Annotated in this window: 16 protein-coding genes and 1 pseudogene; 11 read left to right on the top strand and 6 right to left on the bottom strand. The window is 69.0% G+C overall.

Annotation, left to right across the window (positions count from 1 at the left end):
- The first annotated feature begins 423 nt into the window (after positions 1 to 423).
- The 3 genes and pseudogenes from ABZT02_RS36550 to ABZT02_RS36540 form a co-directional block, all read left to right on the top strand.
- Entirely contained in the window at positions 424 to 1,203 is a 780-nt protein-coding gene (locus ABZT02_RS36550) for a class I SAM-dependent methyltransferase (protein WP_356025486.1), read from the top strand.
- A gap of 567 nt (positions 1,204 to 1,770) precedes the next feature.
- Positions 1,771 to 2,154 (top strand): hypothetical protein, encoded by a 384-nt coding sequence (locus tag ABZT02_RS36545; RefSeq protein ID WP_356025484.1) that lies wholly within the window; start codon positions 1,771 to 1,773, stop codon positions 2,152 to 2,154.
- A gap of 119 nt (positions 2,155 to 2,273) precedes the next feature.
- Positions 2,274 to 2,366 (top strand): annotated as a pseudogene (locus ABZT02_RS36540) (IS5/IS1182 family transposase); the annotation flags it as partial.
- Positions 2,367 to 2,384: 18 nt separating this feature from the next.
- Here ABZT02_RS36540 and ABZT02_RS36535 read toward each other — a convergent pair.
- Complete coding sequence (locus ABZT02_RS36535) at positions 2,385 to 2,642, bottom strand: hypothetical protein (protein ID WP_356025482.1); 258 nt, start codon at positions 2,640 to 2,642, stop codon at positions 2,385 to 2,387.
- Between the two features lie 228 nt (positions 2,643 to 2,870).
- On the opposite strand from ABZT02_RS36535, the gene ABZT02_RS36530 reads away from it, so the two are divergent.
- On the top strand, positions 2,871 to 3,899 hold the full coding sequence (locus tag ABZT02_RS36530; RefSeq protein WP_356025480.1) for a LacI family DNA-binding transcriptional regulator: 1,029 nt from the start codon (positions 2,871 to 2,873) through the stop codon (positions 3,897 to 3,899).
- Positions 3,900 to 4,057: 158 nt separating this feature from the next.
- Here ABZT02_RS36530 and ABZT02_RS36525 read toward each other — a convergent pair whose 3' ends face one another.
- On the bottom strand, positions 4,058 to 4,765 hold the full coding sequence (locus ABZT02_RS36525; RefSeq protein ID WP_356025478.1) for a phosphotransferase: 708 nt from the start codon (positions 4,763 to 4,765) through the stop codon (positions 4,058 to 4,060).
- A gap of 598 nt (positions 4,766 to 5,363) precedes the next feature.
- Here ABZT02_RS36525 and ABZT02_RS36520 point away from each other — a divergent pair.
- The 6 genes from ABZT02_RS36520 (at position 5,364) to ABZT02_RS36495 (ending at position 13,969) form a co-directional block, all read left to right on the top strand.
- Complete coding sequence (locus ABZT02_RS36520) at positions 5,364 to 6,362, top strand: LacI family DNA-binding transcriptional regulator (RefSeq protein ID WP_356025476.1); 999 nt, start codon at positions 5,364 to 5,366, stop codon at positions 6,360 to 6,362.
- Between the two features lie 309 nt (positions 6,363 to 6,671).
- Positions 6,672 to 7,970 (top strand): extracellular solute-binding protein, encoded by a 1,299-nt coding sequence (locus ABZT02_RS36515; protein ID WP_356025474.1) that lies wholly within the window; start codon positions 6,672 to 6,674, stop codon positions 7,968 to 7,970.
- A 52-nt stretch (positions 7,971 to 8,022) separates the two neighbouring features.
- Positions 8,023 to 8,907, top strand: coding sequence for a sugar ABC transporter permease (locus tag ABZT02_RS36510; RefSeq protein ID WP_356025472.1), 885 nt, complete (start codon positions 8,023 to 8,025; stop codon positions 8,905 to 8,907).
- 6 nt (positions 8,908 to 8,913) lie between these two features.
- Entirely contained in the window at positions 8,914 to 9,810 is an 897-nt protein-coding gene (locus tag ABZT02_RS36505) for a carbohydrate ABC transporter permease (protein ID WP_356025470.1), read from the top strand.
- Positions 9,807 to 12,422, top strand: a complete 2,616-nt coding sequence (locus ABZT02_RS36500) for a family 78 glycoside hydrolase catalytic domain (RefSeq protein WP_356025468.1) — start codon at positions 9,807 to 9,809, stop codon at positions 12,420 to 12,422. The genes ABZT02_RS36505 and ABZT02_RS36500 overlap by 4 nt, the downstream gene beginning before the upstream one ends.
- Before the next feature lie 116 nt (positions 12,423 to 12,538).
- The gene (locus ABZT02_RS36495; protein WP_356025466.1) at positions 12,539 to 13,969 is read left to right on the top strand and encodes a family 43 glycosylhydrolase; all 1,431 of its coding nucleotides are present in this window, start codon (positions 12,539 to 12,541) and stop codon (positions 13,967 to 13,969) included.
- 465 nt (positions 13,970 to 14,434) lie between these two features.
- On the opposite strand, the gene ABZT02_RS36490 is transcribed toward ABZT02_RS36495, so the two are convergent.
- From ABZT02_RS36490 to ABZT02_RS36475, 4 genes are all read right to left on the bottom strand, one after another.
- The gene (locus tag ABZT02_RS36490; protein ID WP_356025464.1) at positions 14,435 to 15,514 is read right to left on the bottom strand and encodes an MBL fold metallo-hydrolase; all 1,080 of its coding nucleotides are present in this window, start codon (positions 15,512 to 15,514) and stop codon (positions 14,435 to 14,437) included.
- 98 nt (positions 15,515 to 15,612) lie between these two features.
- A complete protein-coding gene (locus ABZT02_RS36485) occupies positions 15,613 to 16,953 on the bottom strand; it encodes an MFS transporter (protein WP_356025462.1) in 1,341 nt (446 codons plus the stop codon).
- Positions 16,954 to 17,039: 86 nt separating this feature from the next.
- Positions 17,040 to 17,819 (bottom strand): class II aldolase/adducin family protein, encoded by a 780-nt coding sequence (locus tag ABZT02_RS36480; protein WP_356025460.1) that lies wholly within the window; start codon positions 17,817 to 17,819, stop codon positions 17,040 to 17,042.
- Between the two features lie 139 nt (positions 17,820 to 17,958).
- Complete coding sequence (locus ABZT02_RS36475; protein WP_356025459.1) at positions 17,959 to 19,581, bottom strand: helix-turn-helix domain-containing protein; 1,623 nt, start codon at positions 19,579 to 19,581, stop codon at positions 17,959 to 17,961.
- A gap of 205 nt (positions 19,582 to 19,786) precedes the next feature.
- On the opposite strand from ABZT02_RS36475, the gene ABZT02_RS36470 reads away from it, so the two are divergent.
- Complete coding sequence (locus ABZT02_RS36470) at positions 19,787 to 20,863, top strand: 2-dehydropantoate 2-reductase (protein WP_356025458.1); 1,077 nt, start codon at positions 19,787 to 19,789, stop codon at positions 20,861 to 20,863.
- Positions 20,864 to 20,872: the final 9 nt, after the last annotated feature.

Below are 20,872 nucleotides of genomic sequence, written 5' to 3'. Positions count from 1 at the left end.
CACGAGCGCCCCGCAGTGACGCGCGCGGCGGAGGACAGATACGCCGCGAACCGATCCACAGATCCGGACGTGTCCGGCGCCGCGTGGGTGCGGTGACCTTCACCGCTGTCCTGGCCGGCACGGCCCCGACCGGTCCGGTCGGCCATGTGGCCAACACTCGGGTGACGTCGACCTGGGCGAAGGTGCCCGACAGTTCGCCAGCGGTGGCGGTTGGAGAGAGGGAGGTTCAGAGGGTCCACGACCTGTGCCAGGGGCCCCGACGGCTGTAGCTCTCGCTCTGGGAAGTTCGCGGGTCTGGGCCGAGCGTGCCTTGTCGGGGTTGTCGGCCTGTTCGGTAGCGCCGGGGTAACGCTTGTCGGGTGGGCGGCGGCGAAGCCGTGACGCGTGGTACCCGACCGGCGGCAGCTTGGATACGGTGATCGCGTGGACCAGGATGACCGGCTACTTCACAGCTCGTCGTTCGGTGCGGCGGCGGTCGCCTATGCCGAGCACCGCCCGGACTACGCGCAGGCCGCAGCGCGCTGGGCGCTTGAGCACGCGCCCGGCCTGCGCGTGCTCGACCTGGGCGCCGGAACCGGCAAGCTCACTGCCGCACTTGTCGCACTGGGCGCCGATGTCGTCGCGGTCGAGCCCGACCCGGCGATGCTGACCGAGCTGCGCCGCGCGCTGCCGGCCGTTCGTGGCCTGCCGGGTCGCGCCGAGGCGATACCGCTGCCGGACGGTTGTGTCGATGCCGTGCTGTCCGGCAACGCCATGCACTGGTTCGACATGACCGTCGCCGGACCCGAGATCGCCAGGGTCCTCGCACCCGGCGGCATCCTGGCGGGTCTGTGGAACGTCATGGACGACCGGGTCGACTGGGTGGCCGGGCTCGCGCGGGTCAGCGGGAGCGCAGCCATCGGCCCGCGTGACGTTCCCGCGAGTTGGCGCACGGAGACGGCCGACATGCACCTTCCCAGGACGGGCGTGGCCGCCAGGTTCGGCTCGTCGGAGCAGGCTGAGTTCCCGCACGGGCAGCGTCGTACCGCCGACTCGCTCGTCGCGACCCTCGCGACGAAGGCGGGGATGCTCGTCATGCCGGAACGGGAACGAAAGGCCACGCTCGGCCGGATCCGCGCCTACCTCGCGAGCCGACCGGAAACCGCCGACGGCGAGTTCACCCTCCCGATGCTGACCTGCGCGCTGCGTGTCCGGCGGCTATGAAGGTCATCGACGACGGGTGCGGCTCGCCTCGCCGACGGAACGTGCTACTGGTCGTTGATGATCGAAGCACGAGTCGTGTTCCCCACCAGACGCCCATGAGCAACGATCAGTTCGCCGGTCAGGCGCCCCAACTTGCCAGAACCTGGAGGCGCAGAGCGGTTCACCTTCTTGGCTATGAGGTGCACCGAGTTGATCGGCGTGAAATCCGTCCACCAGCCATCCTTGCGGATCCTCGGACACTAGTCACAGGTGCCGGTCCGGTTGTACTCGGTGCACAGCAGGGCTGCGGTCCCGCCGTACTGGATCTACGAGAACCTGCCGTAGCCGTCCCGGATGTGGGTGGGTGTCGACGAGAGCGGTGCACCCTCGGCGTACAGGCAGTCGGCTCCGTCCGCACAGTCGTACCAGGTCACCTCGGCCTGCGCCTGAGCAGGACCGAGCGTCCCCGGGCAACTGAAGCATCCCCGTCAGGAATCAACCCACCGTTGGCCACTGCCAGTTCCTACTAGCGGGAGCGACCGTTCGGCTGGATGGTGGCGGGATGGGGAAACGGGAGACAGGGAGGAAGTGGTCCGCCGGGTGGCGCGGGATGCTTTGGGCTTTCTGACCGAGGCAGGGTTCGCGATGCCGTCCGACATCGACGGGGGTCTCGAGTACGACGGTCACGGCCTGAAGATCAGTGTTTACCACTACGTCTGGCACTGTGAAGTCGCGGTGTCTGCGTATGTGAAAGTGACGGAGGAATCCGCAACTGCACCCCGCCGGGCCGACGTTGCGGGACTCTACGCCGAGTGCGGGCTTGGGCCACCGAATCATCTGCCGGGGACAGCAGGCAACGCGCGCCTGACGGAGGTCAGGGTGCGGGCGTTCGCAAGGGCCCTGAGAGAACTGCTGCCGTTCCTGCTCGGCGCCGACCGGGACACGATCATTCGTAGGGCTTCAGCCCGCTGATTCAGCGTCTGCTTGTGCGAGGGACGGTGGAGTGACGGCGAGTTCCGTTTGCCGACCGAGGTGGGTGAGGCACTGAGTCATCATCGGGACGATCTGGACGCTGCGGTGCACAACTGGTCCGCCGCCAACGGATCCAGTGGGAACGACGCGACGACATTCACGAGGCCTTCCTCGAACGCGCCGTCTGCCTGATCACCCACCGGCACGTCCAGAGATTTTGTTGGGGCCAGTCAGCGTCGGCCGTCCCCGCTGGGAGCAGGACAGCCCTGGGGGCGCGCCGTGGGCCGGCTGAGCGAAGATCCGCCGCCGGTCGGCTTCTGGCGCCGCACGTTCAGTCGGCGCCACCAGCGCTGCCGTTGTGGATCATCCGGCTGCACCGGAGCATCCGGCAGCGCCGAGAAGACGTCGGCCTTCGCGTGCCAGCCGCCGAACACGGCACGGAACATCGGATGGGGATCGTGCGGTACGGGGCCCCTCGAAGAGGTCATCTCGTTCTCCTCAGCTCGTTCCGTTACCGTTAACGTGACCGCTAACGTTACCGGTAACGGGATTGTTGCTCATGGGCCCGGAGTCAGTCAACGCCCGCCGCCGGACGGCTCACGAAGCGCCGCCGGTACCTCAGGGCTGCCCTGGCGGGCGGGCGGTGGGGCGACTGGTCGGCGAACCTGGTTGACTTGGGTGCAGGGCGGCACGAGAAACAGAAGTGAGTGGGCAACGTGGCCGGACAGCGGGCAACGGAAGACCAGCCGGTACGGGGTGCGAAGGCCGTCAAGCGCGTCACGCTCCGGGACGTGGCTCAGGCGGCAGGCGTGTCCCATCAGACCGTCTCCCGGGCGATCAACGGCAAGGGGGAGATCGATCCGGCGACTCAGCGCCGCGTGCTCGATGTGGCAAGGCAGCTGCGGTACCGGCCCAGCAGGTTCGGCCGGGGGCTGAACCGCCAGGACGTCGTATCCGTCGGCCTCATCGTGCCCGACGTGGTCAACCCCTTCTTCCCGGAGTTCGTGGCAGGGGTCATCGCGGCCGCGGACGAACGCGACTGGCAGGTGCTCGTGGCCAGCACCGAGAACGACCGGTCCCGGGAGCTGGCCCTGGTCCGCTCACTCGGCCAACAGGTCGACGCCCTTGTCGGCTACATCAGCCATCCCGACGCGGAACTCGAGCCGTACGTCGAAACCGTGCCGCTCGTCCTGGTCGACCGGGGGCTGGAATCGTCGAACCACGCGCTGGTCCACATCGACACCGCGGCCGGCATCCGGGCCGGGATGCAGCACCTCATCGAACGCGGTCACCGCCGTATCGGCCTGCTCGACTGCGAGTGCCTGAGCGCCCCGCTGGTCCGGCGCCGCATCTTCCTCGAAGTCGCCGGCGAACATGCGCTCCCGGTCGACGAGGGGTGGATCGTCATGGGGGAGCAGTCACCTGCCGGCGGCGCCGCGGCGTTCGAGGCTCTGCACGCCGGGCACCCCGACCTCACCGCGGTGGTCGCCTTCAATGACCTGGTCGCGATCGGCGCGCTCCGGGCCGCCCGCCGGATCGGCGTCCAAGTGCCGGACGATTGTGCGCTGGTGGGCTACGACGGGCTGAGCGTTGTCGATCTGGTCGACCCTCCGTTGACCACCCTCCACCTCGACAAGCGACGCCTGGGCGAACTGGCCATCCACCAGGTCGATCAACTCCTCGCAGGCGAAATCCCACCCCCTATCGTCCTGACACCCAGCCTGCGTGTCCGGGGCACGACGTGACCCACCTTTGACCGTCGAGCAGAGGGATGGCGCCGAGCGCTTGCGGCATGCGCAACAGGTGTTGCGATGGTGCGGCCACGTGAGCGGAGCGGCGCCGCATTGACGGCCGTGCTGCAGTGGCGCGAAGGACGGGACGTTCGACAAGCTGAGCGTGTCGTTCAAGGTCGGGCGGCCGTCAGTTCGAGAATCAGCTTTATGGCGTCATCGAGGAGGAACGTCTCGCACTCGCTCATGGACGGGTCGGATGCCCGCCTTTTCCTGGCTTCCGTGAGGCATCCGGCGCCGGTGTTCTCGGGAACGACCGCGGGACCAGGGTGTGTGAGTAAGGAACCGAGCAACGAGCGGGCCACTGCCCCCAGGGCCGTGGTGTCGACAGCGACCTGCGCCAGAATCAGGGACGACATCGCCCAGTCCAGTGCGGGCGGCCCTTCCTCGGAGTTGCACCAGTCGATCACCGTCGGTCCTCCCGCTGTGAGGATCACGTTGTCCGGGTGCAGGTCGAGGTGGAGGATGCGGTGGGCTGGATCGGCTGAGGTCCGTGCGGGGACGGAGTGTAAACGGTGCAGCAGGCCGGCGAGCGCAGATCCTGCTTCCCCGGCCGTGATCGTGCCCTGCAGCAGCGCCTGCAGCATGGTCGGGCCGTGCAGCCGCTGCATCACCAGATCGGTTCGCGGCGCCGTGCCAGGTCCGGCGCCCACCGGGTCCCGGACCCTGGGCACCGGATATCCGCGCTCCGCGAGGTAGGCCATCACGGCAGCTTCGGCGGTGGCGTCGCCCCCGTCCCGGTATCGGCGAAGGACCCAGTGGTCATCGATGGCGAACACGTCCGCACTGCGGCCGGAGCCGAGTAACTCACCCCTCTGCATGCCCAGACCCTAACCGTCGGCGGGGCCGCCCTTTTCCCCCGTGCGCCGTGGCTTGGTGTCCATCGTGCGATGGGAGTGCGTGTTTGTGCTCCCTCCGTGCTCTGTGGCTGGCCTGGTGACGGCCTTCGACCAGTGTGTTCGCTTCTGGGCCGGTGTTCGGGAACTCCCTCGCCGTCCAGAGGGGTTTGGGAGGACGGCGTCAAGTGGTAATTGATGCGTTTCAATCAGGTCGGCCGGGGGCTTTGCATGCTCCGTTCGGCCCGCCAGGAGTTGTCGTTTCGATTGCATAGATTGAATGTTTGTTCGCCTGGCTGCCCTGTGCGTCGATAGGTCGTCTGAGGCAATGAGTTGGGGACCATTCGGCCGAGCTGTAGGTGTGTGCGTTGCCTTTGTGTAGCGCAAATCCTGTCACCCGGGGAGGGCCGGGTGCGATGCTTTGAGCGCTTCAACGCGAGTCATGTATTCTGCCGGTTGCCCGAGACTGCCCGGTCAGGTCACTGTGAGTGCAGTGCGTGCGGTCGGGGCGGGATGAGACCGGAGGTCGAGGAGCACTGTGGCAACCGCCCGTCCGCGAGTGCAGGGGCATGCCGGTCCGAGCATGCAGGACGTCGCCGATGCCGCGGGCGTCTCGGTCGGCACTGTCTCCAACGTGCTGAATCATCCGGCCAAGGTGAGCCCCGCGACGGCCGAGCGTGTCCGTGAGGCCATCAGCCGGCTGGGTTTCGTGCGCAACGACGCGGCCCGCTCGCTGGTGTCGGGTTCGACCAACAGCGTCGGCATGGTGCTCGCCGATATCGAGAACTCCCTGTTCATCGACATGGCGCACGGTGCGCAGGACGCCGCTCGCGCGATCGGCCAGAACCTGCTGCTGGCGAACACGGCGTGCGACATGGCGCTTCAGGACGACTATCTGGACCTTTTCGACGAGTCCCGGGTGACCGGCGTGCTGCTGGCTCCGATGGAGGACTCCTCGGCCGGCATCGCTCGCATCCGTTCGCACGGGCGCCAGGTCGTGCTCCTCAACTACGCTCCGAGACCGGGTACCTGCTGCTCGGTGCTCGTCAACAACGAGCACGTGGGGTATCTGGCGGCCCGCCATCTCATCGACTCCGGGCGCACGCGACTGGCGTATGTGGTCGCGCACGACGACTACCAGCCGGTGCGCGACCGGCGCAGGGGAGTGCGCGCGGCGATCGAGGAGGCGGGTTCCGGCGTATCCCTGGAGGAGATCGACAGCGTCGGCCTGACCACGGCCCATGGGCACGTGGTCGGGCAGGACCTCGCGCGACGGGCGCCCGGCGAGCTGCCGGACGGCCTGATCGTCGTGACCGATGAGCTGGCCAACGCCATCATTCACGAACTGCACACCGTGGCAGGAATCCGGGTGCCGGACCAGGTCGCGGTCGTCGGCTGCGAGAACAACCGCGCGGCCGGTGCGGCGGCGGTGCCGCTGACCGCAGTGGACATGCCGGGCCGGGCGATGGGCCAGGAAGCGATCCGGCTGCTCATGGACGAGGTGGCCTCCGGCGAGCAGCACCGTCATGCCACCGTCGTGCTGGAGCCGGAGCTGATCGTCCGCGCCAGCGCACCGCGCTGACGGTACGGGTCTGCCCTTCGACCTGAGCGCCGTCTCCGTCGCCTGCCGGTCGCTGTGACACCTTCTGCGTCCGCCCGCGCCGTGACCGTCCCGGATCCGCGCCAGCCGTCACCTTCCGTGTCGGCGCACTGCGTTGACCAGTGGTTCCTCGCCTCTCGCTTGGAGAAACCTCTCCAGACGACCACTCCGCAACGCGCGAACGCGGTTCGGAAACATCCGCGACAGATCCTTGACACACATCGAAACGGGTCATAGGTTCCCGGCATCCCTCCGTTGAAGCGTTTCAACGCCCCGTGCCGAGGAGCACCCGTGCACAAGACCCTCAGAACCCGCCGTATAGCCCTCCTGGCGACCGCCGCCACTTCGAGCCTGCTGCTGAGCGCCTGTGGTGGCGGAAGCGGCTCGGGCGGCGACGCGAAGGCGTTCAGCCTCACCATCAATGACGACAACCACATCGTGCAGCAGGAGCTCACTGCCCTGGGCAAGGGCCCGTGCACGCCGCAGAACAAGGCTCTGCCGCTGAAGATCCAGACGCTGCCGATCGGCAACGTCGACCAGAAGGTGCAGCTCCTCGCCGGCCAGAACGCGCTGCCCGTGCAGTTCGCGGCGGGAGGTACCCCTCAGCTCACCAAGACGCTGGACAAGGCCGGGCAGGTCCTCGACCTGGAGAAGACGCTCAAGGACCTCGGTGTCTGGGACGACGTCCAGCCGGCCGCCGTCAAGACCGTCGAGAACCTGTACGGCAAGTTCAACGTCATGCCCTACCAGTTCAACATCGAGGGCATCTGGTACAACAAGAAGCTCTTCGCCGACCATCACATCGCCAGCCCCACGACCTACGATCAACTGGTCGCGGCGGCCGCGAAGTTCAAGAAGGCCGATGTCACCGCGTTCGCCGCGGACGGCAAGGACGGCTGGCCCCTGACCCGCCTGGTCAGCGGCTACCTCTACCGGGAGCTGGGCCCGGACGCCCTGCAGGCGGTGGCGGACGGCAAGGCCAAGCTGACCGACCCCGAGTACGTGAAGGCCGCACAGGCCATCGCCGACCTGGGCAAGGCCGGCTACTTCGGCAAGGGCGTCGGATCGATCGACTACGACACCGCGACGCAGCAGTTCCTGACCGGCAAGGCCGCGATGTTCTACATGGGCAGCTGGGCGCTCGGCGACTTCAACGACAAGACCAAGAACAAGATCGGCGTTGACAACGTCGGCTTCATGCCGTTCCCGGCCGTCACGGGCGGCAAGGGCAGCGCGGACCAGATCCCGGCCAACGTCGGTCTCCCCGTGGCCGTCTCCGCCAAGTCCTACAACGCCGAGGTCGGGGACTGGCTCACCTGCATCACCAAGAACTACGGCGCCGCCTCCCTGAAGGACCAGGGCACCGTCTCTGGGTTCAAGCCCAACGGTGACACCGGCACGCTGCCCCCGCTCACCCAGACGGTGCAGGACACCATCACCAAGACCAAGACCAGCACCCTGTGGTTCGAGGCGCTGTTCAACACGAAGGCGACGGAGACCAGCCAGACGAACGCCGCGCCGCTCGTCACCGGAAGCCTCTCGGCCAAGGACTTCATGCAGAAGGTCCAGACCGACCTCGACAACGGCTGACCCCTCCCGTCACATCCGTGATCCGCAGCAACCCCTTCGTGAGAGAGCCCTCATGCGTTCAGTTCTGGGAGACCGCCGTGCCATTGCCGTCCTGTTGGGCCCGGCGCTGCTGGTGTACACCCTGGTGATGCTGGTGCCGATGGGCTGGTCCCTGGGCTACGCCTTCTTCAAGGGCAACGTCATCGAGGGCTTCACCTTCGGAGGGTTCGGCAACTTCGAAAAGCTGTGGAACGACCCGCAGGCGCACTCGGCGCTGTGGTTCACCTTCAAGTACGGCATAGCCGTCAGCGCCGGGCAGGTCCTCTGCGGATACCTGCTCGCCCTGCTCTACGTGTTCGTCCTGCGCAAGTCTTCCGCGGCCGTCCGGACGCTGGTGTTCTTCCCGGTGATCCTCCCGACGGTCGCCGTGGCCCTGATGTTCCAGAAGCTCTTCGCCGTCGCACCGCAAAACGGCCTGGCCAACGTCGCCCTCGAAGGGCTCGGCATCCACCACGGCGACTGGTTCGCCGGGGCAGGCGGATCCTTCGTCGTCCTGGTCGTCATGGACGTGTGGCGCTCCATGGGCTTCTACGGCGTCCTCATCTTCGCCGGGCTCCTCGACATCCCCGAGGAGACGCTCGAGTCGGCGCGGATGGACGGCGCGACCGGATGGCGGCTGATCCGGCACATCGTCCTGCCGCTGTCCGCGCCCGTGTTGTTTTCGTCGGTCGTGTTCAGCATCAACGGCACTTTGAAGGTGTTCGACTCGGTCCTCGCCCTGACCAACGGCGGTCCTGGCAGCGACACGACGCCGCTGACCCTCTACATGTTCCGCACCGCGTTCTCCTACGGCGACTACGGCTACGGCAGCACCATCGCCTCGCTGCTCACCGTCGTCTGCCTCGGCGTGTCCCTCATCATCTTCCGCTTCTCGCGCCGCGACCTGACCAAGGGCTGAACTTCCATGACCGACTCCCTGACGGCACCGCCGCGGGAACTCCTGGCCCCTCGCCGACCGGGCGCCGTCCGAGGGCGGGCGTACGCCCGGCGCCTGGTGCGGAACCTGCTCATCGCACTGCTGGTGGTCGTCGAGGTGATGCCGCTGCTGTGGCTGGTGCTCAGCTCGTTCAAGACCCAGTCCGAGTTCGTCAACGACCCCGCGTGGTCGCTGCCCGGCAAGTGGGACTTCCAGAACTACGCCGACGCGTGGACGACCGGGCACGTCGCCCTCTACATCCGCAACAGTCTCCTGGCCACCGCGCCCTCGCTCGCGCTCATCATCGTGCTCGGCACCGCCGCGGGCTTCGCCCTGGAGGTCATGGTCTGGCGGGGACGCCACCAGGTCCTCCTCGTCTTCCTGGTGGGCATCATGGTGCCGAGCCAGATGATCCTGCTGCCGTTGTTCCGGGTGTACTTCCAGAGCGGGTTGTCAGGGACGATGTGGCCGCTGATCATCACCTACACGGCGGTCGGCCTCCCGCTCACCGTGTTCATGATGGCCACCTACTTCCGGGCGGTCCCGCGCGAGATGTTCGAGGCCGCCACCCTCGACGGGGCCGGCATGCTCACCGCGTTCTGGCGGATCGGATTTCCCGTCGTGCGCAACGCCGTCTTCACGGTCGCGCTGGTCCAGTTCTTCTTCATCTGGAACGACCTGCTCGTCTCGCTCACCTTCACCACCGACGACGACCTGCGCACCATCCAGGTCGGGCTCCTCAACTTCACCGGCCAGTACGGGGAGACGGCCTACGGGCCGCTGTTCGCCGCGATCAGCATCAATGTCGTCGGCGCCCTGGTGCTCTATCTGCTCATCAACCAGCGCATCATCAAGGGTCTGACCGCCGGGGCGGTGAAGGGATGAGCCGCGAGCAGACACCCGCGGTGGCCGCACCGACCGCGGAACACCACCGGGAGCCGTTCGGTATCGGTGAGTCCGCGCCCCGGATCTCCTGGAAGACCACGGCACCCGCCGGCTGGACGCAGCAGGCGTACCAGATCGAGGCCACCCGCGCCGACGGGACGCACCGCACCGACTGGGTGACCTCCCAGGACTCTGTGCTCGTGCCCTGGCCTCTGCCACCGCTGGCGTCCCGGGAAAGGTGCGAGATCCGCCTGCGGGTCCGCGGAGCCGACCAGGTGACCAGCGGCTGGAGCCCGCCGCTCCAGATCGAGACGGGCCTGCTGGCACCTACGGACTGGACGGCCCGCGCGATCTCACCGCACGAGCCGCAGGGACCGGTCCGGTCCGACGCCGAGCGCCGTCCGCCCCTGCTGCGCAAGGAGTTCACCGTCGTCGGCTCGAACGTGGAGCGTGCACGGCTTTACGTCACCGCCCACGGTCTGTACGAGATCGAGATCAACGGCCGTCGAGTGGGCGACCACGCGCTCGCGCCCGGCTGGACCAGCTACCACCACCGGCTGCGCTACCAGACCCACGACATCACCGACCACCTGCGCGCCGGCGCCAACGCCATCGGCGCCTGGCTGGCCGACGGCTGGTACCGCGGACGTCTGGGCTTCGGTGGCGGCCACGCCGACCTCTACGGCGACCGGCTCGCCCTCATCGCCCAACTGGAGATTCTCCACCGCGACGGAACCGTCACCGTCATGGGCACCGACACCTCCTGGCTCGCCGGCCAGGGCCCGATCCTGGCCTCGGGACTGCTTGACGGCGAGACCTACGACGCGCGGCATGAACTGCCCGGCTGGTCGAGCCCCGGATTCGACGACGCAGAATGGTCGTCGGTGGACAGTGTCGCCCGCGACCCGGCGACCCTGGCCGCACCCACCGGTCCGCCCGTGCGCTGCACCCAGGAGGTCACCCCGGTGTCGGTGACGCCTCTGGACGCCGAAAGACTTCTGGTGGACTTCGGACAGAACCTCGTCGGCAGGGTCCGCATCACGGTCACCGGTCCGGCCGGACACACCGTCGTCATCCGCCACGCCGAGGTACTCCAGGACGGGGAACTGTGTGTCCGGCCCCTGCGCGATGCCGTGTCCACCGACCGGTACATCCTGCGGGGCGGCGGCCCGGAGACCTGGGAGCCGCGCTTCACCCTTCACGGATTCCGGTACGCGGAGATCACCGGCTGGCGCGGAGACGATCCGCAGGACGCCGTCGTCGCCCGCGTCCATCACACCGACATGGCACGCACCGGCTGGTTCGCCTGCTCCGACGAACAGGTCAACCGGCTGCACGAGAACGTGGTGTGGAGCCTGCGCGGCAACTTCGTCGACCTCCCCACCGACTGCCCGCAGCGCGACGAACGGCTCGGCTGGACCGGCGACATCCAGGTCTTCGCACCCACCGCCGCCTTCCTGTACGACTGCCACGGCATGCTCGCGTCATGGCTGCGCGACGTCGCCGTCGAACAGCACGACGACGGCACCGTTCCCTGGTACGTCCCCGAGATCCCGGGAGGCGAGCAGTGGACCCCGGCCCGACCGGGCGCCGGCTGGGGCGACGTCGTGGCACTCACCCCGTGGGAGCTCTACCAGGCCTCTGGCGACACCGGTCTGCTTGCCGCCCAGTACGAGAGCGCACGGCGGTGGGTCGACCTCATCACCGAAATCGCCGGTGAGTCCAGCCTGTGGAACGGCGGGTACCAACTCGGCGACTGGCTCGACCCGTTCGCACCCCCGGAGGACCCGGGCGCCGGCCGTACCGATCGGCACCTCATCGCCACGGCGTACTACGCCTGGTCCCTGCAGCACGTGGCGTGGACCGCCGACGTCCTGGGGCGCGACGACGACCGCGACCACTACGCACAACTCGCGCGACGCGTCCGGCAGGCGTTCGCCGACGAGTACGTGCTGCCCGGCGGTCTCATGACCAGCGACACCCAGACCGCCTACGCCGTCGCCCTCCAGTTCGGCCTTCTCCCCGACGCGGCGGCCCGGGCGGCCGCTGGACGTCGCCTGGCCGAACTGGTCGAGGCGGGCGGTCACACCATCCAGACCGGGTTCATCGGCACACCGCTGGTGGCACCCGCGCTCAGCACCACCGGTCATGACGACACCGCCTACGCCCTGCTCCTCCAGCAGGAGTGCCCCTCGTGGCTGTACGCGCTCAAGCACGACGCCACCACCATCTGGGAGCGCTGGGACAGCATGCTGCCCGACGGCACGGTCAATCCGGGCGAGATGACCTCGTTCAACCACTACGCCCTCGGCGCGATCGCACAGTGGCTGCACACCACGGTCGCCGGGCTCAGTACGAGTGCGCCCGGCTACCGCGACATCGTCTTCCGCCCACGACCGGGCGGCGGCATCACCTGGGCCGGCGCCGCGCACGAGTCGCCGTACGGCCGCGTGGCGATCCGATGGGAGCTGCGGGAAGCAGAGCTCACCGTGGAGACGACCGTGCCCACCGGAGCGACAGCACGTGTCGAATGGCCCGATGGGGGAGTGACCGACCTGCCGACCGGGACCACCACCACTACACGGCAGGCTGCCGGCCCAACCAGCGGCTGACTGCCCGGCCGGCACGCATCGGCCCCCGCAGGGCAGTACCGCGGCCGATCGAGAACCGAGGCCTGACACGGGCCACTGGCTCGTGCCAACACCCCAGCGACACAAAGGAGTCTCGCGTGACCAACCCACACACCACACTGCCGCGCCCCGGCATCCGCAGACAGCACGGACGTCCCGTCCTCGGCACGATCGTGGTCGCCCTCCTCACCGTTCTCGGCCTGGTCACCGCCTCCCCCACCCAGGCGCTCAGCGGTGACCTGCGCATGCATGACCCGAGTGTCATCAAGGTCGGCAGCTGTTACTACGGCTTCTCCACCGGATTCGAGAACGACTCCCTCAACCCCAGCGGATCCATCACCATCCGCAAGACCTGCGGCAGCACCGCGGCATCCGGCTGGACCAAGGTGGGCAACGTCTGGGAGTCGACCCCGTCCTGGATCACCGGCAAGCTCGGCTCGACCCCGCCGAACATCTGGGCCCCCGACATCAAGTACTTCAACGGCACCTACCACCTGTACTACGCCGGTTCGCTGTGGGGCACGAACTACGCGGTGATGGGCCTGGCCACCGCCACGAACATCGAGGGCCCCTGGACCGACCAGGGCATGGTCACGGACGTCAACTACCCCATCGACCCCAACGTCGACTGGGGCCCCGACGGCCGGCTGTACGTCTCCTGGGGCTCCTGGACCGGCAGCGGCACCTACATGCACGTCCTGGACCAGTCCACCGGCAAACTGTCCACCACGGACAACAACCTCTGGCACATCGCCGTCGGCATCGAGAACCCCACGATCATCCTCAACGGCGGCTACTACTACCTCTTCGGCTCCAAGGGCCTGTGCTGCAGCGGGACCAACAGCACCTACTACACCGTCGTCGGCCGCTCGACCAGCATCACCGGACCGTACCTCGACCAGAACGGCACGGACATGGCCTCCGGCGGCGGGACCACCGTCCTTACGGGCGCCTACCCCAAGGTGGCCGCCGGCGGCGCGGACGCCTACGACGACGGCACCTCCAAGTTCCTCGCCTACCACTACTACAACGGCGACGACTCCGGCCAGGAAACCCTCGACATCCGGCAGGTGACCTTCGCCGGAGGCTGGCCCGTCATCGCCGGTCCGCTCGGCGCCGCGAACAACCACCTGCTGAACCGCAACAGCGCCAAGTGCGCGGACGTCTGGTCCCTGAGCACCGCGGACGGGGCGCCGGTCAACTCCGGCAACTGCAACTCCGGCGCCAACCAGCAATGGGTGCCCACCGCCGTCGGCTCCACCTACGAACTCGTCAACGTCAACAGCGGCAAATGCCTGCAGATCTCCGGCGCCTCCACCGCCGACGCGGCGGCCGCCGTCCAGTCCACGTGCACCGGCGCCTCGCACCAACTGTGGACGAGGACGGCGGTGATCGGCGGGTACGTCACCTACACCAACGTCAACAGCGGCAAGTGCCTCGAAGTCGCCGGAGCGTCGACAGCCAACGGCGCGGCCCTGGACCAGTCGACGTGCACCTCCGGCGTCAACCAGCAGTGGATGGTTGTCTGACCGCCGCGCCAGAGCACGGCTCGTCATGCGTGGCGCTCCGGAGGAAAGGGGCGGTGTGCTCAGCGTCTCGTCCGGTGTGTCCTGCGATCCCCTCAGCCGTCGGTGGTGAGGGGATCCCACGCCGATTCGGGGTCGAGCGGCAGGTCGGGCCGGTGGCGCTTGAATGCCTCGGCCTGTTCCAGGCAGGCGGCGGCGACACGTCGAGGGGGCGTGTCGCCGCGGCACTGCGGGCTTGGAGGGTGATGGCCGAAGGCCGGGCGGAGTGCCCGGCCTTCGTGCTGGCTGACCGACGGGTGACGGCTCGAAGGACGGTGTCCCGCGGAAGGGGGCTCGGGAACGGCCGGCGCGAACCGGTGATCCGCCTTCCGCGTGAGACGACCTGCCTTCCGCACGAGCCCGTTGCCTACGGCTCCCCGCCTTCGGAGGCCGGGACCCGCTTCGGCCACTGCAACCCTGTCGCGGAGCTCAGCAGCAGCCTGCCGTGAGCGCGCTCGGGGCAGCCATCGTCGTTGCTGTGGGCGTGGCGGCCTGCTGATCCTGGGCGATACGGCCGCGCAGCATGGTCTCCACGATCTTCATGAACCGCTCTGTTCCTGAGGTGCCGACGATGAAGCGGTTCTCGCGACCGTTCGGCGCACCGCGCAGCTGCTCCATCCGCTCGAGGCCGTAGTCGGCGAAGCCGTGGTTGCTGAGCTCGATGTCGACACCGGCCCGCCTCATGCGGGAGGCGAAGGTGAGGGCGGAGGAGAGGTAGGTCTCCTTGCTCGCGGTGGCCGCGGGCGGGTTGGTCCCGCCCCACAGCATCGCGGTGTGGGCGCGGCCCCGCCAACGGGCCGGGAAGATCGGCGAGACGGTGCCGGGTGTGTGCCCGGGCGTGTGGTTGAGCGTCACGGTGGTACCGCCCAGCGTCAGCTTCTGGCCGTCGGCGATGTCCAGGTCGCGGGTGGGTGCGTTGGCCGGGGAAGTGGAGGCGAGGAGGTCCCAGTCGGCCGGCGCCATCATGACCCGGCTGCCGTACTGGTCGGCCAGGTACTGGGCGCCGCCGAAGTGGTCGCCGTGGCCGTGGGTGACCACGACGTACTTGATCATCGAGGGATCGGCCCCCAGGCTGCGCAAGCCCGCGACGACGTACTGCTCCGCCTCGTCCGGTGTGTTGAGGGCGTCGATGAGGATGATGCCGCCCGGGGTGAGGATCGCCGTGGCGGACACGAATCCGACGCTGAGCACGGCGACGTTGTCGAAGATCCGGAGCGGCGCGGGAGCGGGGGGCCTCGGCGGGGTGTAGCCGGCGGTGAGCGCGCTCACGATGCTCTTGAGGTTCGGGGTGTCGCCGGCCAGTTCGGCGGCGCGGTCGAAGTAGTCCTGTGCGGTCGGGGCCGCGGACGCCGAGGTCTCGGCTGCGGCGCGCTCGGGAAGCAGTGACGCGGCACCGACGGTGACCGCCGCGGCGGCGCCGAGTTGCCAGAAGCGGCGCCGCGTCAGGGCTCCGTGGCGGTGGACTTCGAGCGATGCCGGCCGAGTGGGGTCAGCCTGCGGCTCGTTCATGTGTGGCTCCTCGAGGTAGATGCAGGGTTGGGATGGTGTTGTCAGGTGTGACCGGCCGCTCGTCGCCCGATCTGGCTGCGTCACCGGTCTGAGGTTCCTCAGGCGGTCACGACCGCCTGCTCGTCCTTCTCGCCGGCTTCGGTGTCACTCAGCCGTACGTCCTGGCGTTCTTTCAGGAAGAACGTGACGGCGAGCCCGATCACCGTCACCGCGGCGAGGTAGACGGCGACGGAGTACACGGTGCCGGTGCTGGACTGCAGCGTTTCGGCGATCATGGGCGCGAAGGCGCCGCCGAGTACGGCTCCGATGGCGTAGGACAGTGCCGCACCGCTGTACCGGACCGCGGTGGGGTACAGCTCCGCGAACAGTGCGGCCTGTGGCCCGTAGGTCAGTCCGAGGCCGATGCTGTAGAGGACGAGCGCCACCACGACGAGCCCCGCGTTCGCCGTGTTGAGCAGTGCGAAGAACGGGAACATCCAGGCGAGTTGGATGACGAAGCCGATGCGGTAGACACGCAGGCGCCCGATCCGGTCGGACAGCCGGCCGCCCGCCAGGGTGCTGGCCAGCCAGCCGACCGCGGCGACCATCACGCAGATGAGGATCACCGTCGGGTCCATGTCCAGATGGTTCACGGAGTAACTCTGGACATAGCCACCGGTGGTCATGTAGCCGACGGCGTTGTTGGCGGCGAAGAGCAGGGCGCCGGCCACGACGAGCGGCCAGTGGTGTGTGAACAGGGTGGCGATCGGTGCCTGGGACCGTTTCCCGGACTCCTTCAGCTCCTGGTAGACGGGGCTTTCCTCGACCTTGCGCCGGATCACGAACCCGGCGGCGACGAGGACCACGCTGAGCAGGAAGGGGATGCGCCAGCCCCAGGCCAGGAACTGGTCGTCCGTGGTGAGGGCGGTGACGGCTGCCAGGGCGCCGTTGGCCAGCAAGAGGCCCAGCGGGGCTCCGAGCTGGGGGTAGGAACCGAACCTGCCACGTTGCCCCGGCGGCGCGTGCTCCACGGAAATCAGCGCGGCACCGCCCCACTCGCCGCCGGCGGACAGACCCTGGAGGATCCGCAGGAGGACGAGGATGACGGGGGCACTCATGCCGATGGAGGCGGACGACGGCACCAGGCCGATCAGGGTGGTGGAGACGCCCATGAGCAGCAGGGTGGCGATCAGCATCGCGCGGCGGCCGAGCCGGTCACCGAGGTGGCCGGCGAGTGCGGCTCCGACGGGCCGGAAGAAGAAGCTGATGCCGATGGTCGCGAAGGAGATGACCAGCGAGTCCTCACCGAGCCCGTCGAAGAACCGGCTGCTGAACACCAGTCCCGTGCACAGGGCGTAGATGAAGAAGTCGTACCACTCGATGGTGGTGCCCGCCATGGCGGCGAGCGCGACGGTGCGGTGCTGACTGCGGGTGCCGGATGCCTGAGCGGATGGGGACATGCGGAGTCCGATCGTCGTCGGGTCGTCGTCGGCCCGGGGGAGCGGGGGGAGTGGGGAGTGGGAGGAGCGGGGGGAGCGGGAGGGTGTCAGACGGCGTAGTCGGGGGCGATGCGGTCGATCCTGCGGCGCAGGGCGTCGAACAGGGTCCTGCCCGCCTCCGTGCGCTCGCCCATCTGGAAGGACTCCTTGGTCGAGCGCACCGCCGCCTCCCGGCTCACCGGCGTCAGCGGCTGCCCGGACTGCTGGGCGGCGAGCTGGATCTCGCAGGCCCGTTGGAGAGTCCACAGGGCGGCGAAGGCCGCGGGGACGGTCGGTCCCACCGCCAGCAGGCCGTGGTTGCGCAGGATCATCAGGTCGCGGTCACCGAGGTCGGCAACCAGCCGCGGCTTCTCCTCCGGGTCGACGGTGATGCCCTCGAAGTCGTGGTAGGCGACCATGTCGTGCAGTTGGGCGGCGTAGAAGTTGTCCGGGTCCAGGCCGTCGCGCAGACAGGCGACTCCGGTGCCGGCGGTGGTGTGGGTGTGCATGATGCAGTGTGCGTCGGGCCGGTTGGCGTGGATCACCGAGTGGATCAGCAGTCCCGCCTCGTTGACCGGCCAGTCGGAGTCCGACAGGACGTTGCCGTCGAGGTCGATCTTCACGAGGTTCGAGGCGGTGACCTCGTCGTACATCAGGCCGAACGGATTGATCAGCAGGTGTCCCTGCTCGCCGGGGACCCGGACGGTGATGTGGTTGAAGACCATCTCCACCCATCCGAGGTGGTGGAAGACGCGGTAGCAGGCGGCCAGTTCGAGCCGCGCCTGCCACTCCGCATCACTCATGCGTGCCGGTTTCGCCGTGCTCGTCGGGGTGTCCAGAACGGTCACTGCCGTGCTCCTTGATCGCTTCGTGGGCATCGCCGGTACCGGGCGACGGCCTCGGTGTGCAGGAGCATGGGTGCGCGACCACTCGGGAGCCAATGTCGGGATCGACAGTGAATCCGGCCGGACGGTGTCCGACGCGACATCAGCCGGGCGTAGGCGGCTCCGACAGGCCGGCGAGAGCAGTGAGTTCCAGTGTCAGCAGAAGGCGCCGCGTCGGATCAGCGAGTGATACGCCGAAGAGCTGCTCGGCCCGGCGCAGCCGCAGCCGCAACGTGTTCTGGTGGATGTGCAACTCGGCGCTGGCCGCGGCGACATCACCGAAGTGCCGCAGATAGGCGAGCAGTGTGGCGCAGTGGTCGGTGGCGTGTTCGGCGTCGTGCGCCCGCAGGCGTTCCGCGATGCCGGTGCGTAGTTCGGCGTCCTCGCGCACGGCGCCGACGAGCCGCCGCAGCACCAACTCCGGCCGCAGGTCCTCGGCGTGGTACGCGCCGGGGCCGGCGCACTGCTCCCGGAGATGGTCGAGCGCGGCGTCGATGTCGCGGCGGGCCGCGATCAGGGCCGAAGTCGTCCCGACGGTCGGCGAGTCGACCGCCGTGAACGACCTGTGCAGGCTGTGCCGGACCCGGTCCACCAGGTGGTCCAGCAGGACACCGGTGGACACCGAACCGGAACCGGCGGCCGGCAGCAACACGTAGACGCGGTCGTCGAGCAGGGCCGCCGCCGGTTCGTACCCGAGCGAGCGCCCGTCGAGGACGGCCAGGTCCAGGGTGCGCAGCAGCGCGGCGCGGCGGCGGGCCGCGGTACCCGCTTCCCACGACTCCTCGCTGCCGCGCGCCCCCGCCGCCTCGGCCAGCCCGACCAGCACGGCGGGAAGACGGACACCGCCCGGCGGATCGCCCTGCGCGGACCGGCCCTCCAGTGCATGCCGCAGGGCCCGGTCGCGGCTCTCCTGCTCGGCGTCGACCTGGCGGCGCAGCGCCAGCATGTGCAGCGCCGCGACCCGGGCCGCCTCCTGCAGGGTGGGCCCGCAGTCGGCGGCCGCGGCCTCGTCGGGAAAGGCGACCCAGAGGGAACCGAGGACGTCCTCACCGGCCCTGATGACCACGGCCGTGCGCGGCAGATCGCCGGGCCGGTGCTGGCGTACGACCGTGTCGCTCACCCACACCTCCCGGTTCAGGTGATCGGCGAGAGCGTCCTCGGGCACCCGCCTGCCCAGGATCCCGCGCCGCCGGGTCTCGTCGATGGGCTGGTCGGGCAGGCTCGAGTAGGCGACCACCACCTGCTGGGTGTCCATGATCGCGACAGCGCCGCCGACGATTCCGGCGACCGCGTTGGCCAGGGAGAACAGGTCGCCGCCCGTCGTCCCACCGCCCGGTTCGGCCACCGCCGCGCGTGCGGTCAGGATGGTCGTGATCAGTCGTTGCACCCGCGTCCAGGGCACCTGCGGATCGACGGCCAGGACGGGAACGCCGGTCCTGGCGACCTGCGCCGACACCTCCGGCGGCGGGGGAGTGGAGCACTTGACGGCGAGTGCGCAGGAGTGGTCCGCGGCCGTGCGCAGCGCCAGGCTCAACGCGTCACGGTCGGCGATGTCCAGGCCGACCGCGAGCAGCAGGTGCCCGGGGGCGTTGGTACCGAGCGCCTCCGGGCAGTCCAGCAACTCGGCCCCGCCAACGTGCCAGTCACCTCCGCCACCGTCCGACAGCAGGCTGATGACACCGCCTCGCAGTGCCTCGACGAGCTGATCCAGGGGCATCGCGGTCATGCCGGCCCTCCCTTCAGGGGATGTCGGAATCTACATCACGGGACCTTTGAGGGTGTAGGCACCGACATTGTTGTGGGCCCGCGACACAGCGCATGCTCGCTGCGACCGGCCACACCCTCCCTGGACCCTCCGGAAAGGAGGTGCGACGGCGTTGTCACATTCGCCCGCATCCCCACCGCCCAGCCGGCCACCTCGGATCACCGTCGTGGGACCGGGCGCCGTCGGCGCCACCCTCGCCGCGGCGTTCGCCACCTCGGGCGCAGAGGTCTCCCTGCTCGGACGGCCCGGCCCCCACCTCGACGCGATCGCCGCGCAGGGGCTCCTGCTGCGCGGCCCGGAACCGGGAGTCGATCCGGAGACGAGAGTCAGCCCGGAGTCGGGAGTCGGCCCGAAAACGGGAGTCGGTCCTGGCGTCGGCCGGAACACGGGAGCCGGAGTCGAGGTCCGTCATCACTTCTCCACAGCACACGACCCCGCGCGGCTCCCCGTCCCGGACCTGGCCGTCGTCTGCGTCAAGAGCCAGTACCTGCTGCCGGCCGCCCGCAGCATGCGGACCTGGCTCGCACAGGGCACGGACGTGCTGGTCGTGGCCAACGGAGTGCCCTGGTGGCTGCCGGCCACCGTCGAACGCGTCGCAGGGCAAGACCCCGTGCTGAGATCGGTCGACCCCGACGGAGAACTGCTGCAACTCCTGCCCCCCGAGCGCGTGATGTCCGGCGTGGCGCACTTCAGCAGCGCTGTCGAGGGGCCGGGCCGGGTGACGCACCTCAGCGGCGACAGGCTGATCATCGGCGACTCGACAGGCGGGATCTCCGACCGTGTACACCGGTGTGCCGAGGCCCTCTCCGCAGGGCCCGTCCGCCCGGAACCCAGCGCGGACATCCGCCGGGACATCTGGGAAAAGCTGTTGGGCAACGTCAACCTCAACCCCGTCAGCGCACTCACCGGCGCCACCGTCCTCGACATCCTCGACGACCCGGACGTACGGCAGATCTGCGCCGCCGTGTTCGACGAGACGGCGGCCGTCGGTGCAGCACTGGGTATCGAGAGCGCCATGACGGCCGACGACCGGCTCGACATCGCCCGCAAGCTCGGCGCGTTCCGCACCTCCATGCTGCAGGACGCGGACCGGGGCCGCCCCCTCGAACTCGACGCGATCGTCGGTGCCGTACGCGAACTCGCGCGCCGCGCCGGCGTGCCGTCCCCCTCCCTCGACGCGGTGCACGCACTGCTCGCCCTGCGCGAGCGGGTCCGCGGCCGCGGTGAGTCGTCCGTCAGGTGAAGGAGCCCC

Source organism: Streptomyces sp. NPDC005402, assembly GCF_040606575.1.
GTDB lineage: Bacteria > Actinomycetota > Actinomycetes > Streptomycetales > Streptomycetaceae > Streptomyces.
Note: the sequence above shows the minus strand (reverse complement) of the source record. Positions and strands in the feature narration are given on the sequence as shown.